14 protein-coding genes and 1 pseudogene are annotated in these 15,066 nt (G+C 71.2%); 8 read left to right on the forward strand and 7 right to left on the reverse strand.

What is annotated here, in order from left to right; all coding sequences use genetic code 11:
• Positions 1–226 precede the first annotated feature (226 nt).
• Positions 227–1,204 (forward strand): L-threonylcarbamoyladenylate synthase, encoded by a 978-nt coding sequence (locus ACZ7L1_RS31170; RefSeq protein WP_471441856.1) that lies wholly within the window; start codon positions 227–229, stop codon positions 1,202–1,204.
• 207 nt (positions 1,205–1,411) lie between these two features.
• Here the strand turns inward: ACZ7L1_RS31170 and ACZ7L1_RS31175 are convergent, their stop codons facing one another.
• Genes ACZ7L1_RS31175 through ACZ7L1_RS31185 form a run of 3 tightly spaced genes read right to left on the reverse strand, consistent with a single transcriptional unit; the run spans position 1,412 to position 3,977 of the window.
• Positions 1,412–2,083: a 3-oxoacid CoA-transferase subunit B gene (locus ACZ7L1_RS31175; RefSeq protein ID WP_471441858.1), complete on the reverse strand. Its 672-nt coding sequence runs from the start codon at positions 2,081–2,083 to the stop codon at positions 1,412–1,414.
• Positions 2,080–2,775, reverse strand: a complete 696-nt coding sequence (locus ACZ7L1_RS31180; protein ID WP_471441860.1) for a 3-oxoacid CoA-transferase subunit A — start codon at positions 2,773–2,775, stop codon at positions 2,080–2,082. Before ACZ7L1_RS31180 ends, ACZ7L1_RS31175 begins: the two co-directional genes overlap by 4 nt.
• Positions 2,772–3,977 (reverse strand): thiolase family protein, encoded by a 1,206-nt coding sequence (locus ACZ7L1_RS31185; protein ID WP_471441862.1) that lies wholly within the window; start codon positions 3,975–3,977, stop codon positions 2,772–2,774. Before ACZ7L1_RS31185 ends, ACZ7L1_RS31180 begins: the two co-directional genes overlap by 4 nt.
• Positions 3,978–4,048: 71 nt before the next feature.
• Between ACZ7L1_RS31185 and ACZ7L1_RS31190 the strand changes: the two genes are divergently transcribed.
• Positions 4,049–4,930 (forward strand): LysR family transcriptional regulator, encoded by an 882-nt coding sequence (locus ACZ7L1_RS31190; protein WP_471441864.1) that lies wholly within the window; start codon positions 4,049–4,051, stop codon positions 4,928–4,930.
• 219 nt (positions 4,931–5,149) lie between these two features.
• On the opposite strand, the gene ACZ7L1_RS31195 is transcribed toward ACZ7L1_RS31190, so the two are convergent.
• The gene (locus tag ACZ7L1_RS31195) at positions 5,150–5,413 is read right to left on the reverse strand and encodes an SDR family oxidoreductase (protein ID WP_471441866.1); all 264 of its coding nucleotides are present in this window, start codon (positions 5,411–5,413) and stop codon (positions 5,150–5,152) included.
• Between the two features lie 313 nt (positions 5,414–5,726).
• On the opposite strand from ACZ7L1_RS31195, the gene ACZ7L1_RS31200 reads away from it, so the two are divergent.
• Together ACZ7L1_RS31200 and ACZ7L1_RS31205 are read left to right on the forward strand one after the other, a co-directional pair.
• Positions 5,727–6,134: a YciI family protein gene (locus tag ACZ7L1_RS31200; protein ID WP_471441868.1), complete on the forward strand. Its 408-nt coding sequence runs from the start codon at positions 5,727–5,729 to the stop codon at positions 6,132–6,134.
• Positions 6,135–6,142: 8 nt separating this feature from the next.
• Positions 6,143–7,288, forward strand: coding sequence for an RNA polymerase sigma factor (locus ACZ7L1_RS31205; RefSeq protein ID WP_471441950.1), 1,146 nt, complete (start codon positions 6,143–6,145; stop codon positions 7,286–7,288).
• Between the two features lie 578 nt (positions 7,289–7,866).
• Here ACZ7L1_RS31205 and ACZ7L1_RS31210 read toward each other — a convergent pair.
• Positions 7,867–8,709 (reverse strand): phosphotransferase, encoded by an 843-nt coding sequence (locus ACZ7L1_RS31210; protein ID WP_471441870.1) that lies wholly within the window; start codon positions 8,707–8,709, stop codon positions 7,867–7,869.
• Positions 8,710–9,382: 673 nt separating this feature from the next.
• Between ACZ7L1_RS31210 and ACZ7L1_RS31215 the strand changes: the two genes are divergently transcribed.
• The 3 genes from ACZ7L1_RS31215 (at position 9,383) to ACZ7L1_RS31225 (ending at position 12,620) form a co-directional block, all read left to right on the forward strand.
• A complete protein-coding gene (locus ACZ7L1_RS31215) occupies positions 9,383–9,937 on the forward strand; it encodes an acetylxylan esterase (protein WP_471441952.1) in 555 nt (184 codons plus the stop codon).
• A 226-nt stretch (positions 9,938–10,163) separates the two neighbouring features.
• The gene (locus ACZ7L1_RS31220) at positions 10,164–11,579 is read left to right on the forward strand and encodes a GH1 family beta-glucosidase (protein WP_471441872.1); all 1,416 of its coding nucleotides are present in this window, start codon (positions 10,164–10,166) and stop codon (positions 11,577–11,579) included.
• Positions 11,580–11,969: 390 nt separating this feature from the next.
• Positions 11,970–12,620 (forward strand): phosphotransferase family protein, encoded by a 651-nt coding sequence (locus ACZ7L1_RS31225; protein ID WP_471441874.1) that lies wholly within the window; start codon positions 11,970–11,972, stop codon positions 12,618–12,620.
• 262 nt (positions 12,621–12,882) lie between these two features.
• On the opposite strand, the gene ACZ7L1_RS31230 is transcribed toward ACZ7L1_RS31225, so the two are convergent.
• Complete coding sequence (locus tag ACZ7L1_RS31230) at positions 12,883–13,818, reverse strand: Gfo/Idh/MocA family protein (protein WP_471441876.1); 936 nt, start codon at positions 13,816–13,818, stop codon at positions 12,883–12,885.
• A gap of 337 nt (positions 13,819–14,155) precedes the next feature.
• Between ACZ7L1_RS31230 and ACZ7L1_RS31235 the strand changes: the two are divergent.
• Positions 14,156–14,260, forward strand: a pseudogene (locus ACZ7L1_RS31235) (IS481 family transposase); the annotation flags it as partial.
• Positions 14,261–14,423: 163 nt separating this feature from the next.
• Here ACZ7L1_RS31235 and ACZ7L1_RS31240 read toward each other — a convergent pair.
• Positions 14,424–14,798: a VOC family protein gene (locus tag ACZ7L1_RS31240; protein WP_471441878.1), complete on the reverse strand. Its 375-nt coding sequence runs from the start codon at positions 14,796–14,798 to the stop codon at positions 14,424–14,426.
• Positions 14,799–15,066 lie beyond the last annotated feature (268 nt).

Consider the following 15,066-nt stretch of genomic DNA (forward strand, 5'->3'; position numbering starts at 1 on the left):
GACCCGCAGCACCTGATCACCGCCGTCCGGCGGGGCTTACGCCGGTCCAGTACCGCCACGACGTCCTCGACGGCTGCCTCACCGGCACCGGACTCGTGCCCGCTCCACCATGACGACATCACGCATTGAGTTGATCTTGGATGGCCCTGGAGATCAATGGAACCGCAGTGGGGGCTGAGATTGATCATGACCGTCGCCGGTCGTCGAGGCACCTAGGATTGCAAGGGTGACGGCAAGAACCAATGACATCGAGATGGCGGCCGGTGTGCTGCACGCCGGCGGTCTGGTGGCCCTTCCGACCGAAACTGTCTACGGACTGGGCGCCAACGCCGAGGACCCCGCCGCCGTCGCGCGCATCTTCCAGGTCAAGGGGCGTCCGACCTCCCACCCACTGATCGTCCACATCGGCGGCGCGAAGCATCTGGACGACTGGGTCCAGGAGGTGCCCCGAGCGGCGCGCCTGCTGGCCGAACACTTCTGGCCGGGGCCGCTCACGCTGGTCCTGAGGCGCGGTCCCCGCGTGCCCCTCGCAGCGACCGGTGGCCTTGAGACGGTGGCCGTGCGCGTGCCCGACCACCCCGTCGCACTCGCGCTGCTGTCAGCCTTCGGCGGCGGTGTCACGGCCCCGTCCGCCAACCGCTTCGGCTCGGTCAGCCCCACCACGGCGGACCATGTCCGTGCCGAGCTCGGCGATGCTGTCGACTTCGTGCTGGACGGCGGCCCTTGCGAGGTCGGCGTCGAGTCGACCATCGTCGACGCCACGGGCGATGCCCCGAGCATCCTTCGGCCCGGCGGGGTGACGCGCGAGGACCTCGAAGCGGTGCTGGGGCGCCCGCTTGCGGTCCCCGCGACCAGCCACATTCGGGTGCCGGGCCGGCATCCATCTCACTACGCACCGCGTGCACGGGTCGTCCTCGTCGAGCCGGAGAAGGTCATCGCCGAAGCGGAGACTGCGCAGGAGGTGGGGCACCAGGTGGGCGTCCTCCTTCCGCCCTCCTTCGCCGATGTTCCGGTGCAGGCGCACGCCGTGGTGACGGTCCCCGGTTCGATGGCCGCCTACGCGCGCGGGCTGTACGGGTTCCTGCGCGAGTTCGACCAGCGAGGGTGTGACCTCATCGTCGCCTCCTTGCCCGTGGAGGAGGGGCTGGGACTGGCGATCGCCAACCGGCTCCGCCGCGCCGCTGGACCCCGGCCCAGCGCGTGACCAGCGACGACGCCGTGACGTCAAGGGCGGGTTCTCACCCGCGGCTGGGGCGAAGGTGGCCAGTCCCTTGCTGACGGGGCCGTGGTTGGCCCGCGGCGCCGACCTGGCAGTCCCCCGGCCACTCGCCTCACCTCCCCGAGCCGTGCCAACGGCATCACGACTCGGGGCGGCGCGGTGGTGCGTTCACGCGGTCGCTCGGACATGTGATCAGGCGGTGAACCGCAGCGTGATGCCGAGTCGCTCCGCCAGCTCGTGGGCGCTGACGCCGTACGTCTCCCGGATCCGTACGCCGTCGGGGCCGACGTCGAAGACGCCGTGGTCCGTGTAGACGCGGCTGACGCAGCCGATGCCGGTGAGCGGGTAGGTGCACTGCGGTACGAGCTTCGGCTCACCGGAGCGGGTGAAGAGCGTCATCATCACGTAGACGTCCTTGGCGCCGATGGCGAGGTCCATGGCGCCGCCGACGGCGGGGATGTCGTCGGGCCTGCCGGTGTGCCAGTTGGCGAGGTCGCCGTTGAAGGCGACCTGGTAGGCACCGAGGACGCAGACATCGAGGTGCCCGCCGCGCATCATGGCGAAGGAGTCGGCGTGGTGGAAGTACGCCGCCCCCGGCAGTTCGGTCACCGGGACCTTGCCGGCGTTGGTCAGGTCGGGGTCGACCGCGTCGCCCACGGCCTTCGGCCCCATGTTGAGCATGCCGTTCTCGGTGTGCAGCACCACCCCGGAGTCGGCCGGCAGGTGGTCGGCGATCTTGGTGGGCTGTCCGATGCCCAGGTTGACGAAGGCGCCGGCCGGGATGTCGCGTGCGATGACGGCGGCCAGCTCGTCCATCGAGAGCCGCTGGTCAGCGCTCACCTGGTCATGTGACGTGGTGGTCATCGTGCCCCCTGCACGGTGTAGTGACGGGCCTCCACCTGGACGACCCGGTCGACGTAGATGGACGGGGTGACGATGGCCTCGGGGTCGAGCTTGCCGGGCTCGACGACGTGATCGACCTGGACGATGGTCGTCGTCGCGGCCGTGGCCATGACCGGCCCGAAGTTGCGGGCGGTCTTGCGGTAGACAAGGTTGCCCAGCGTGTCCGCGACATGCGCGCCGATCAGTGCGTAGTCGCCCTTGATGGGGTATTCCAGCAGGTACTTCCGGCCGTCGATCTCGCGTTCCTCCTTGCCCTCGGCCAGTGGTGTGCCGACCGCGGTCGGGCAGTAGAAGGCGCCGATGCCGGCGCCCGCCGCACGCATCCGCTCGGCGAGGTTGCCCTGCGGCACGACCTCGAGCTCGATCTTCCCCGCGCGGTAGAGCCCGTCGAAGACCCAGGAGTCGGCCTGGCGCGGAAAGGAGCAGAGCACCTTGCGCACCCGGCCGGCGGCCAGCAGTGCGGCCAGTCCGACGTCGCCGTTGCCGGCGTTGTTGGACACGATCGTGAGGTCCTTCGCACCCTGCCGGATGAGCGCGTCGATCAGATCGAACGGCATGCCGGCCAGGCCGAAGCCGCCGACCAGGATGGTGGATCCGTCCTCGATCCCGGCGACCGCCGCGTCGGCGCTCTCGACGATCTGCGCCCGGCTCACTGGGCCGCCTCCGTGACGTCGCAGTTCTCGAGTACGACGGCCAGGCCCTGGCCGACGCCGATGCAGATCGCGGCGACGCCGTAGCGCTGCCTCGTCTCGCGCAGCACCTTGGCCAGCGTGGCGAGGACACGACCGCCCGAGGCGCCCAGCGGGTGCCCGATCGCGATGGCGCCCCCCTTCTGGTTGACGATGGCGGGGTCGACCTTCCAGGCGTCCATGCAGGCGAGCGACTGCACCGCGAAGGCCTCGTTGAGCTCGACCGCGCCCACCTGGTCCCAGCCGATCCCGGCCCGGGACAGCGCACGGTTCGCGGCCTCGACCGGGGCGTAGCCGAAGGCCTGTGGCTCCAGCGCCATCACGCCGCGGCCGGCGATGCGGGCGATCGGGTCGGCCCCGATCGTGGCCGCGGCCTTCTCGCTGCCCAGCAGCACCGCGGAGGCACCGTCGTTGAGCGGGCTGGCGTTGCCCGCGGTGATGGTGCCGCCCTGCTCCGGTGTGCGGAAGACGGGCTTGAGCCCCGCCAGGACCTCCGGTGTGGATCCGGCTCGGATGCCCTCGTCGCGGGTCAGGTCGACGCCTTCGACCGGCACCACGAGGTCGTCGTAGAAGCCCGACTCCCACGCTGCGTGGGCGAGCTGGTGGGAGCGGGCGGCGAACTCGTCCTGCCGCTCGCGGGAGATCCCGAAGCGCTCCCGGAGCTGCTCGTTGGCCTCGCCGAGGCTGACCGTCCACTCCTTCGGCATCCGCGGGTTGACCAGCCGCCAGCCGAGCGTGGTCGAGACCGCGGTGACGTCGCCGGCCGGAAACGGTTTCGCCGACTTGGGCAGCACCCACGGCGCGCGTGTCATCGACTCGACGCCGCCGGTCAGCACCACCGCGGCGTCGCCGGTCTCGATCGCCCGGCTGGCCGTCATCGCCGCATCGAGGCTCGATCCGCACAGCCGGTTGACCGTGGTGCCGGGCACGCTCACCGGGAGGCCGGCGAGCAGCGCCGCCATGCGGCCGACGTTGCGGTTCTCCTCGCCGGCGCCGTTGGCGTTGCCCCACACCACGTCGTCGATCGCGGCGGGTTCGAGGCCCGGCACCTTCGCGAGCGTCGAGGTGATCGCGGCAGCGGCAAGGTCGTCGGGGCGGACGCCGGCCAGCGCGCCGTTGAAGCGGCCGAACGGTGTCCGCGTCGCGGCGTACAGGAAAGCACTCATGGCAGCCACGCTAATCCCAGGCCGCGATATACTGAAGTACAAATATCGCAGCCAATTGATATGGACGACATATGGATCTGCGTCATCTTCGGTACTTCGTGGCGGTGGCCGAGGAACGCCACTTCGGCCGCGCCGCCGAGCGGCTCCACATGGCGCAGCCGCCGCTCTCCCAGCAGATCCGGCAGCTCGAGGCCGAGCTCGGCGTCGAGCTGCTCCACCGCACCACGCGCCGGGTCGACCTCACCGAGGCCGGCCGGGCCTACCTCGAGCGGGCGCGTGCGATCCTCGCCGACGTCGACGAGGCAGCCCACCATGCACGGCGCGTCGCCGCCGGCTCGGTGGGCCACCTCGCCATCGGGTGCGTGGGCTCGGCGACGTACAGCCTCCTGCCCGCGCTCTCGCGGCGGCTCACGGAGGAACTCCCCGGCGTCGACTTCTCCTTCCGCGGCGAGATGCTGGCGCCCGACCAGGTCGAGGCGCTGCGCACCGGCGCGATCGACGTCGCGCTGCTGCGTCCTCCGGCGGCCGACCTCTCCCTCACCGTGCACACCCTGCGCCGGGACCGGCTCGTGGTCGCCGTACCGGTCGACCACCCCCTCGCCCGCCGGTCACGGCTGCGTGCCGCAGACCTCGCCGGCGCCGACCTCATCGTGCACTCCGCCGACCGCCGCTCGGTGATGTACGACGTCGTGCTGGGCCTCCTGCGCGAGGCCGGCGTGGAGCCGCACATCCGCCACGAGGTCGGCGAGACCTCCACGCTGGTCACGCTCGTGGCCGGCGGCCTCGGTGTCGCGGTCGTGCCCGAGCCCGTGACCGCGTTGACGCTCGACGGCGTCGCCTACCTGCCGCTGGCCGGGGCCGACGCACGCGTGGAGCTGGCCGTCGCACACCGCGCCGACCGCTCCGAACCGCATCTGGCGCGCACCGTGGAGATCATCCGGGCGACGATCTGAGACAGCCGCCCACGCCCGGCAAGACCGCCGCCGCATGGCGCGACACCCTGCCCGGCTGCGTCGGGCGGAGTAGCCGCGCTCGTCGGCCACTGCGCGCACCCCCTGGCTACGGCGCCATTGGAGCTGACGGTCTTCGCGTCGGCGTCCGTCCCGCCCCGCGCACTGGCCTTCGCGCCCTTCGCCCGGAAGGGCGCGTTCCCCTCGCTGACCCAGTTCGGGTCAGTGGAGGTGGGAACCACCGTTGACGTCGTACGTGGCGCCGGTGAGGTAGCCCGACTCGGGCCGTGCGAGGAAGGCGATGACGTCGGCCACGTCCTCGGCACCGCCGATGCGGCGTACCGGAACGTCAGCGATCACGGCCGCTTTGCGCTCCTCGTCCAGGTTGCCCTGCGTGATGTCGGTGTCGATCAGTCCCGGGGCGACGGAGTTGACCGTCACTCCGGACGGGCCGGGTTCACTGTTCCCGAGCGCCTGGCCGGGCACCTCGGCATGCAGGACGCCTCGTGCGCTCCTGGCGCCGTCCGTTGGACACGGAAAACCCCTCGCGCGACGCCGAGCCGTGTCCACCGACCGACACACACCCCGCCACTTGATTCAGTTGTCTGGTCGGTGCCGATCTTCGAATCTCTCGCCCTCGCGCCACGCTGTGGACCCGGACACCACGAAACGGCTCACCGAGGCTCATCCACGAGAGCCCAAAAAAAAATCGGACGGCGATGTCGAGAACCCGGGTCCGGCTCCGTCCCCGGGGTGAACGCGACCACAATGGGTCGCACGAGCACCGAGGAGAACCACGATGGCCAAGTACCTGCTGCTGAAGCACTACCGCGGCGCTCCGGCCCCGGTCAACAACGTGCCCATGGACCAGTGGACCCCGGAGGAGATCTCGGCACACATGCAGTACATGCACGACTTCGCGGCCCGGCTGGAGAAGACCGGCGAGTTCGTCGACGGTCAGGCGCTCGCCCCCGAGGGAGCGTGGGTCCGCTACGACGGTGAGGGACGCCCGCCGGTCACCGACGGACCGTTCGCGGAGACCAAGGACCTCATCGCCGGCTGGATGATCATCGACGTCGACAGCCACGAGCGCGCCGTCGAGCTGGCCGGGGAGCTGTCCGCCGCCCCTGGGGCGGGCGGCAAGCCGATCCACGAGTGGCTGGAGGTGCGCCCGTTCCTGGCCGCGCCGCCCACCATCACGGAGTGACGTCACCGATGGACGAGGTCCTGCTCAGGAGCCTCACGCCAAGCGTGCTCACCGTCCTCGTCCGCCGCGGAGCCGACTTCGCGGCGGCCGAGGACGCCGTGCAGGAGGCGCTTCTCGAGGCGGTCCGCGTCTGGCCCGCAGACCGGCCGCGGGATGCCAAGGGCTGGCTGGTCACCGTGGCCTGGCGCAGGTTTCTCGACGCGGCCCGCTCGGACGCCGCCCGCCGCCGGCGTGAGGACCGCGTCGAGGAGGAGCCGGCGCCCGGGCCGACGCCCGCGGTGGACGACACGCTCCAGCTCTATTTCCTGTGCGCCCACCCGTCGCTGACCCCGGCATCGGCGGTCGCGCTCACGCTGCGCGCCGTCGGGGGGCTGACCACCCGCCAGATCGCCGAGGCCTACCTGGTGCCCGAGGCGACCATGGCGCAGCGCATCAGCCGGGCCAAGCGCACCGTCGTCGGCGTGCGCTTCGACCGGCCCGGCGACGTCGCCACGGTGCTGCGCGTCCTCTACCTCGTCTTCAACGAGGGCTACTCCGGCGACGTCGACCTCGCCGCCGAGGCCATCCGGCTCACCCGGCAGCTCATGGCCGCCGTCGACCACCCCGAGGTGGCCGGGCTGCTCGCCCTCATGCTGCTCCACCACGCCCGGCGCGCCGCCAGGACCGCGTCCGACGGCAGCCTGGTGCCGCTCGCCGAGCAGGACCGCGGCCGGTGGGACACTGCGTTGATCGCCGAGGGCGTCGGGATCCTGCAGGCGGCCCTCGCCCGCGACCGGCTGGGCGAGTTCCAGGCCCAGGCGGCCATCGCGGCACTCCACGCTGACGCGCCCACCGCCGAGGAGACCGACTGGGTGCAGATCGTCGAGTGGTACGACGAGCTCACCCGCCTGACCGACAGCCCGGTCGTTCGGCTCAACCGCGCGGTCGCCGTCGGGGAGGCCGACGGACCGCGCGCCGGGCTGGCCGCGCTCGCGAAGCTGGACGCCTCCCTGCCCCGCCACGCCGCGGTGGCGGCGTACCTCCACGAGCGCGACGGCGACCTGGCGACGGCGGCACGGCTGTACGCCGAGGCGGCCCACAAGGCACCCAACCTCGCCGAGCGCGACCACCTGACGCGCCAGGCGGCCCGGCTCAACGCCCGCCGATGTCGCTGACCGGTCGCACACGGACTGTCCCCCGGCACTGGGCACGCCCCCGTGGGCGGAGCGGTCGCCTCACAGTGAGTGGGCGGATCAAGACCAGCTGCACAAGGCGTTGCCGGCGGGGAAACTCAGCGGTGACGGGATGCGCACTGGAGGCGTGGTGACTCAATGCCGTCGCCCCGGTCGGCGGCAGGCACACCGCGACCGTCGTGGGGCACCCCTCGCACCAGAGGACAAGTCCGTCCACCTCGCTCACGGTTGAGCCGGCGGAACTTCGTGTCGCCATCGAGCCGCCGAGCGAAGCCCGCCTGTGGCGGGCCTGGCGGTCTTCCCTCCACCCCGGCCGCCGGCGCCCTGCGGCCCCCTGCGCGACCCGGACGCGCCGGAACCGGACGGGGACGACGACGGCGGCGGCGAGGGCTGTGGCGCGGTCGCAGTGGTGTCGCCCTATGGATGGGCGACGGTTTTCTCCAGCAGGTCCTGAAGGGCGCGTTGCTGCTCAGGGGTCAGCGCGGCCAGAGGGGAGTCATGGGCGAGGAGTTCGGAAGCCATCGCGCGGCTGTGGTTGCGTAGCGCCGCTGCTACAGAGTTCAGCCCGGTCCGCAGCGATCGAGTGCAGCACGAACCTGGTTGAGCCCCTCCACTCTCCAGTGGTCCCGGTCCGGCATCTGGTCGTCTCGGCGCCAGCGCCAGGCCGAGAACATCGCCCAGCCCAGGGCGCGGCACCGGAGAATCAGGCCGTGGTCAGCTCCCGCATAGTGCCTTCCCACTTCTTCGGGCGCATGGGCGAGGTCGAACTCGATCGGCCCGCGGCAGCACGTGGCGAGATCCACGAAGAGAGGCCCTCTCCTCGTGTTGAGGAGGTTGCCCGGATGCGGCTCGCCGTGCAACATCTGGCCGCCGGCTTGCTCCATGCTGATCGCGGCGCTCAGTCCACTGAGTGCGTTGCGGATGAGTTCCCGGTCGGAATCGAGCAGCTCGGGGGACTGCTCCCGGTCGTTCACCTTTCTCAGCGCCCCAGCTACTCGATCGGTGAAATGCGGTGCGTCCAGATCGATCCGGCGCAGGGCGGCATGGTGCCGCATGAGCACGTCCGCGTAGACGGCCGGGGCGATCTCCGATCCCACAGGTTCGTAGTAGACCCAGAGCGAGACGGCGAAGGAATCACGCACATGGACTCGGGGGTCGACCCGAGGCTCGAGCTCAGCCACCGGAGCGTCGACGTCGGCGAGACGGCGGGCAGCCTCTACTTCGAACTCGGAACCAGCCAGATGCCCCTCAGGTGCGACCCGAGCCAGAACATCGCACGGGAGCAGGCGCAGTACGACGCGGTCCGAGTCGTTGATGACGACCACATCGTCGACCTGGAGGCCCAGCCCCGAAACGGTGGCCCGTCCTGCCTCAACTGCGCGACGCAGTTCCCATGGCTCCATACCGTCCTCCCCCACTTCCGGGCTCGTGACGGGCCCAGGTCGAGAGTAGTTGAGCACGTCATCGGTCAGAACCAGGATTCGTAAGGGCGAGCGAGGAGGACCACACCGCCGACACCTAGTAGAGCCCTGGAGCGCCCGCCTTTGCTGTACCCGGTTCGCGAGCCTGTACGGCCCGGGGACATGTCCGCATGACCATGCGGACAGCGTGCGGCGACCACGCCACCGCACGCGCAACACAGTTGCCGCCTGGCGCTCGCCCCGTAGCCCGAGGCCCTCTCACCGTCGAACTGGCCGGCGGGGATGCGGCACATTGCCGGACGTCGAGCGGCCTCCCTTGGGTTCCGGGCGAGAGGACAGGCTGGCGGACGGAAGGTCGACAGCCGAGTCGATGCGCTTCGACGGGCGTTAACGTCAACTCTGGGCTTTACACCCGACAAGCGGTCGGACGCGACTCTTTTCCTTCTCCCCCGGCACAAGGTCCCGATCTGCCGGGTCATCACACTTATCCGCCGTTCAGGCGGTCGAGGCGGGCCGACGAGACGTCGAAACGATTACCGGCCGATTGACAGCCAGCTGTCTCCATGGCACTTTCGAAGCGCTTCGACGATCGTGCTGCCTCCACACTCTTTCGATTCCTCGCCCACACAAGGGGTCCCACGTGAACAGCCCCTCCATGCCACGGTGGCCGCGCCCGAGGCGACCACCGGCCGGAAACCACGAGATTGCGTCCCGCGCGGTGGACGCGGTGGCCGAGCTGCCCGGCCTCGGCCCCGAGCGCGTGATCGTCACCGGCGCGAGCCAGGGCGGCGGCCTTTCCCTCGCCGTCGCGGGGCTGGCGCCGGACCGGGTGGCGGCCGTCCTGCCGGACGTCCCCTTCCTGTGCCACTACCGCCGGGCCGTCGAGGCCACCGGGGACGGGCCGTACCAGGAGATCGCCGCGTACCTGCGCTGGCACAGCCGGCACCGCGTCGCGGACGCCTTCGCCACCCTCGCCTACTTCGACGGCATCCACTTCGCCCAGAGGGCCACTGCTCCCGCACTGTTCAGCGTCGGCCTGATGGACCCCCTCTGCCCGACCTCCACCGTCTACGCCGCCTTCAACCACTACGCGGGCCAGGACCGCTCCATGACCGTCTGGCCGTTCGCCGACCACGGCGGCGGCTACGGGTCCAACCCACCCGTCCAACTGGCCTGGCTCCGCGACCGCGGGCTCGCACCCGAGCAGTGACCCTTGCACCGCAGCCCCCGTCTGCGTTCGGGGAACGACCGTCTCGCCCGGTCACGAGCGGCTGCTGACGCGGCCGCCGCCAGGGCGTGACACGAGCTGCCCCACCGCGCACACACGAAGCAGCACTCCGCCCGTGCCGCCTCCGCCGCCGTGCGCCGTGCGCCGGTGGCATGTTCGCCGGCCGCCCACGACCTGCTGCCAGCCCGCCACGACTTCGAAGAGACACATGAGGTATCGCCACGTGAGCTCCCCGCCCTTCCCGGTACTGCCCGCCAGGTTCCGTTTCGGCGCCGCCACCGCGGCCTACCAGATCGAGGGTGCCCACGACGAGGACGGGCGTGGCCCGTCCATCTGGGACACCTTCAGCCACAGCCCCGGGCGTACGCTCAGGGGTGCCACGGGCGACACCGCCTGCGACCACTACCACCGCTTCCGCGAGGACGTCGCCCTGCTGCGCGAGCTCGGCGTGGACGGCTACCGCTTCTCCATCGCCTGGCCCCGCCTGCTGCCCCAAGGCACCGGACCGGTCAACCACAAGGGCCTGGACTTCTACGACCGCCTGATCGACGAGTTGCTGGCCGCCGGGGTCTCACCCGCGGTCACCCTCTACCACTGGGACCTGCCTCAAGCCCTGGAGGACCGAGGAGGCTGGCGCGCACGAGAGACCGCCGAGGCGTTCGCGCGGTACGCGGCCCTCGCCGCCGAGCGCTACGGCGACCGGGTGGACCGCTGGATCACGCTCAACGAGCCCTACTGCTCGGCCTTCGTGGGCTACGCCGAGGGGCGGCACGCACCTGGGGTCGAGGAGGGCCGCGGCGCACTGGCGGCCGCACACCACCTGTTGGTCGGTCACGGCCTCGCGGTGCGGGAGCTGCGTGCCGCAGGCGCACGGGAAGTCGGGATCACCCTCAACCTCGACCGCATTCACGCCGCCTCCGACCGGCCCGAGGACCGCGCCGCCCTGCATCGTGCCGAGACCCTGCACAACGACATCTGGACGGAACCGCTCCTCGCCGGACGCTGTCCCCGGTACGAGACGGAGACCTGGGCCGGTCTCGCCGACGGCCCCTGGCGGCTGCCGGGCGACCTGGACGTGATCGGTGCCCCGCTGGACTTCCTCGGCGTCAACTTCTACCGGCCCCTCACCGTGGCCGCCGCACCGCACCGCGTGGCCGCCCCCGGGCAGCGCACCGCCGTGGACATCGGCGTGGCCGAGCTGGACCCGTACGGCACCCGGCACACCACCATGGGCTGGCCGGTCGTCCCGTCCGCGTTCACCGAGCTGCTCTGCGACCTCCACGCCCGCTACCCGCAGGCGCCGCCGATCTGGATCACCGAGAACGGCTCGGCGGAGGCCGACACCGTCGCACCCGACGGCCGCGTTCACGACCCCGACCGTATCGCCTACCTCGCCGACCACCTCACCGCCGTGGCCGACGCCATCGCCGCCGGTGTGGACGTGCGCGGCTACTACGCCTGGTCGCTGCTGGACAACTTCGAGTGGGCACGCGGTTACGACCAGCGTTTCGGCCTCGTCCACGTCGATTACGACACCCTGACCCGCACTCCCAAGGACAGCTACCAGTGGTACCGGGACCTGATCGCCGCACACCGTGCTCGCACGGAGGGACCTGCCCGATGAAGTTCACCGCCCCAGTCCATGCCCCGACCGCAACCGAAAGGGTGCCTCCGTGCAGAGCCAGACCAAGCGCCACATGTGCCCCACCCAGCTCGATGCTCTGCTGCGCAGCACTGTGGGCATCGGATGCCGCCTTGAGAGCGAGCTGACCGACGGCTGGTTCAACAGCGCGTACCGCGTCCTGCTCGACGACGGCCGACCAGCCGTCGTCAAGCTCGCCCCTCCGGCCGGCGCGGCGATCCTCCGGTACGAGCGCGGCATCCTCGCCACGGAGGCCATGGTCTACCGGCGGCTCGCGGCCCTCCCCGCCGGGGGCGTGCCGACGCCGGAACTGCTCTATGCCGGGGAGGAGTTCCTCGCCCTTCGGTCCTGGAGGGCATCCCGTGGGACAAGGTGGCCGACCGCATCCACCCCTCCACCGGGGCGGTGCTTCGCCGCGAGCTGGGTGCGATCACCGCGCGTCTGCACACCCTGGCCCCATCGGACGGGCGGTTCGGCTATCCAGCCGGTGAATCCGGGCTCTCCGCCCCCGACTGGCGGACGGCGTTCACCGCGATGGTGGACGCGCTCCTCGACGACGCCGATCGATGGCAGTCCCCGCTGGACGTGCCACCGGCCGACATTCGCACGCTGGTGGCCGAGGGCCGGTACGCCCTCGACGAAGTCGTCGAGCCCCGGCTCGTCCACTTCGACCTGTGGCCGGGCAACATCTTCGTCGACCTCGGCGCCGACGGAAAGCACGCCCGGATCACCGGACTCATCGACCACGAACGGGCGTTCTGGGGCGACCCCGCCGCTGAGCTGGTCTCCCTGGCCTTCGGTGGCGACACCGACCCCGACAGCGACCTTGTCGCCGGCTACATCGCGGCCGGAGGCAGCCTCGAATTCAGTCCCGCCTTCCGGCACCGACTGGCCCTCTACCACCTCTACCTGGGCCTGCTGCTCGTCGTCGAATGCGGGCCGCGCGGTTACGGTCCCGATCACCTCGCATTCTGCCGCGGCACTCTCACCGAGGCCATGACACGGCTGCAGAGCCTGGGGTAGCCGCCTGCAGGGCGTGAGCCGGGTGACGGGCTACTGACGGGCTACTACGCTCTGGGTGATGTCACGATCACTCTGTGGGTCCGGTTCCCGTACGGGGCTGGATCCGTCCGGACGCTGAGTGAGCAAGCGGGGCTGGTCGTCGACCACAACCGGGGTGAAGTGGCTCGGCCCTGACGGTTGGTGCGCCTTCTCTCGAAGGCCACCTCGCCGGCCCCGCAACTGCTCACCGCTCGCGGGCCGGCGCGAAGGGACACAACGAAGTTCAGCGCTGCGCCGCCCGTTCGTGCACCAGCCGCCCGTCCCTGGGAGCGCCTTGTGCGGACGGGCGCAGAAGGTGCTCGGCCGCCGCGAGTACCTCGGTCACCCGCAGACCGAACGCGGCGTCGCAGGGATGTGGCCGGCCGGAGCCGGCGGCGGCGCACAGGGCGTCCACCGCCCGGTCGAGGGCCGGAACCGCGCCGCACGAACTCTCCGGAAGCAACGCCACCCCGGCCTCTCCGCGCAGCTCGACGACCGCTCCCGCCGCCGCGGGCGGCGCCGTGAGGCTCAGCGTCATGGTGCTGGATGCGCCGCCGACATGGTCGAGGACCACATGGACGGTGTCCGCGGGACCGTGCGCAGCGGCTGCCACCCGCCTTACGTCGCCCAGCACCGGCAGCAGCACGGACAGCGCGTGCGGCCCGACGTCCCACAGGGCGCCCTTCTCCCGCCGCCAAGGCGATGCCGCGAAGGCACTGTCACCGGTGAACACCGCACCCAGCCACTGCGCCTGTGCGGTGAACCAGCCCCCGACGTTCGCCTGTTCTGCGATCCAGGCATCCGGCTCGGTCTGGAAGCGGGTCGTGAAGAAGACCACCGAGGCCACGCCCGCCTCCCGCACGGCGTCGACCACTGCCTGTCCCTGCGCCACCGTCGCGGCCAGGGGCTTGTCGAGCAGCAGGTGACGGCCCGCCCGCGCGGCTCGCGGCGCGAGCTCGGCCTGCACGTCGGGCGGCAGGGCAACGGCAACGGCGTCCACGTCGGCGAGCAACGCGTCCACGTCGTCGTACGCCCGCGTGCCATGGCGGTCGGCCAGCTTCCTGGCCGCGCTCTCCCGGCGTCCCCACACGCCCACGAAGTCCAGTCGTTCGTGCCCGCTCAGAGCGGGTGCGTAGGCTGTCTGAGCCCACGGGCCGGTGCCGAGCAGCCCAATGCGCATGCCGTTGCCTCTCCACGCCGACGATCAAGGTGTCGACCGGCGCCTGGAGCGACCGGCCCTGGCCGAGCGTGTCACATGTACCGACACGACGGCAGCTCACCCCTGCTGTAGAGGTCGCGAAGTACCTACGGCGCAGGCGCGGAAGCCCTCCCCAACGACTCCTGGACCACGGCCGGCTCGGGTCTGGTGAGCCGACCGGGGCCGCTGAGTCTTTCGGACGTCCAGCTGTGCTCGGGGGGGGCGCCGACCACCGTCACGCCTTCCAGGTGAACCTGCACTGACCCGCGGCCCATCACCGGCACCACGACCCGTCGGACAAGCTCCAGGTGTATCGATCAACCGCACCCTGCTCGACGAGTGGGCCTACCACCGGCCCCGCACCTCAGAAGCGGAACGCCAGGCGGCGTTCCCCGACTGGCTGGACTGGTACAACTCGGGCCGGCCTGCGGCAAACGAATAGGAGGCCGGCTCAGTCGGTGCAGCGGCGGTAGCAGACGAGGACGCCGGCGATGCCCATGAAGGCCAGGAAGGTGCTCGTCTTTGCCCTCGTAGCGCCTGTGCAGGCGGGCGGCAGCCATCGAGCCAGGACAGTGGGCCTGACGGACTCAGTGGAAGCAGAGGCAGAACGGATGGCCGGCCGGGTCCGCGTAGATGCGCCAGTTGGCCCCCGGGCGGAGCTGGTCCGTCCGCTCCAGCACGGTCGCACCGAGGGCGAGCGCCCGCTTCTCCTCTCCGTCGAGGTCGTCCACGTCGAAGTCCAGGTGGAGCTGCTGCGGGCGCTCCTGGCTCGGCCATTCGGGCGGTTGGTAGCCGTCCACCCGCTGGCAGGCCAGGGGTATCCCCTCGAACCCGTGCACCTCGACCCAGTCGGCATCCTCACCGTCCGCGACCACCCGGCCGCCGAGGAGCTCCGCGTAGAACTCCGCGAGCCGTACCGGATCAGCGCAGTCCAGCGCGACCGCCTGCAGCTTTCGAATCACTTCCCACACCCCTCGCTCTTCGGACGCGTCCACGACGCCCCCGTACGGGAGGGGTCGTACCCGCCTCCGCCGCGGGGCATGCCCGCGGCGGCACGCTCCCGCACCCGCTCCGGCGGCGCCGGAACCTCCGCCGCCCACAGCGCGAGCTGGCATGGCATCGCCGGGCCGATCGGTGGAATTAGCGATGAACACCCTAGAGGCGGCTGGGGCCGACGATCCCGCAGCGAGCCGAGGTGACGTGGCGCCGAGGCACGGCCGGCCTGCGTCA

Source organism: Streptomyces sp. NPDC107546, assembly GCF_055639175.1.

Excerpts from the sequence above, each read along its gene's own strand:
- ACZ7L1_RS31215 (WP_471441952.1), top strand. The coding sequence starts at position 9,383 with ATGCCACGGTGGCCGCGCCCGAGGCGACCACCGGCCGGAAACCACGAG.
- ACZ7L1_RS31220 (WP_471441872.1), top strand. The coding sequence starts at position 10,164 with ATGAGGTATCGCCACGTGAGCTCCCCGCCCTTCCCGGTACTGCCCGCC.
- ACZ7L1_RS31185 (WP_471441862.1), bottom strand. The coding sequence starts at position 3,977 with ATGAGTGCTTTCCTGTACGCCGCGACGCGGACACCGTTCGGCCGCTTC.
- ACZ7L1_RS31205 (WP_471441950.1), top strand. The coding sequence starts at position 6,143 with ATGGACGAGGTCCTGCTCAGGAGCCTCACGCCAAGCGTGCTCACCGTC.
- ACZ7L1_RS31210 (WP_471441870.1), bottom strand. The coding sequence starts at position 8,709 with ATGGAGCCATGGGAACTGCGTCGCGCAGTTGAGGCAGGACGGGCCACC.
- ACZ7L1_RS31230 (WP_471441876.1), bottom strand. The coding sequence starts at position 13,818 with ATGCGCATTGGGCTGCTCGGCACCGGCCCGTGGGCTCAGACAGCCTAC.
- ACZ7L1_RS31175 (WP_471441858.1), bottom strand. The coding sequence starts at position 2,083 with ATGACCACCACGTCACATGACCAGGTGAGCGCTGACCAGCGGCTCTCG.
- ACZ7L1_RS31190 (WP_471441864.1), top strand. The coding sequence starts at position 4,049 with ATGGATCTGCGTCATCTTCGGTACTTCGTGGCGGTGGCCGAGGAACGC.
- ACZ7L1_RS31200 (WP_471441868.1), top strand. The coding sequence starts at position 5,727 with ATGGCCAAGTACCTGCTGCTGAAGCACTACCGCGGCGCTCCGGCCCCG.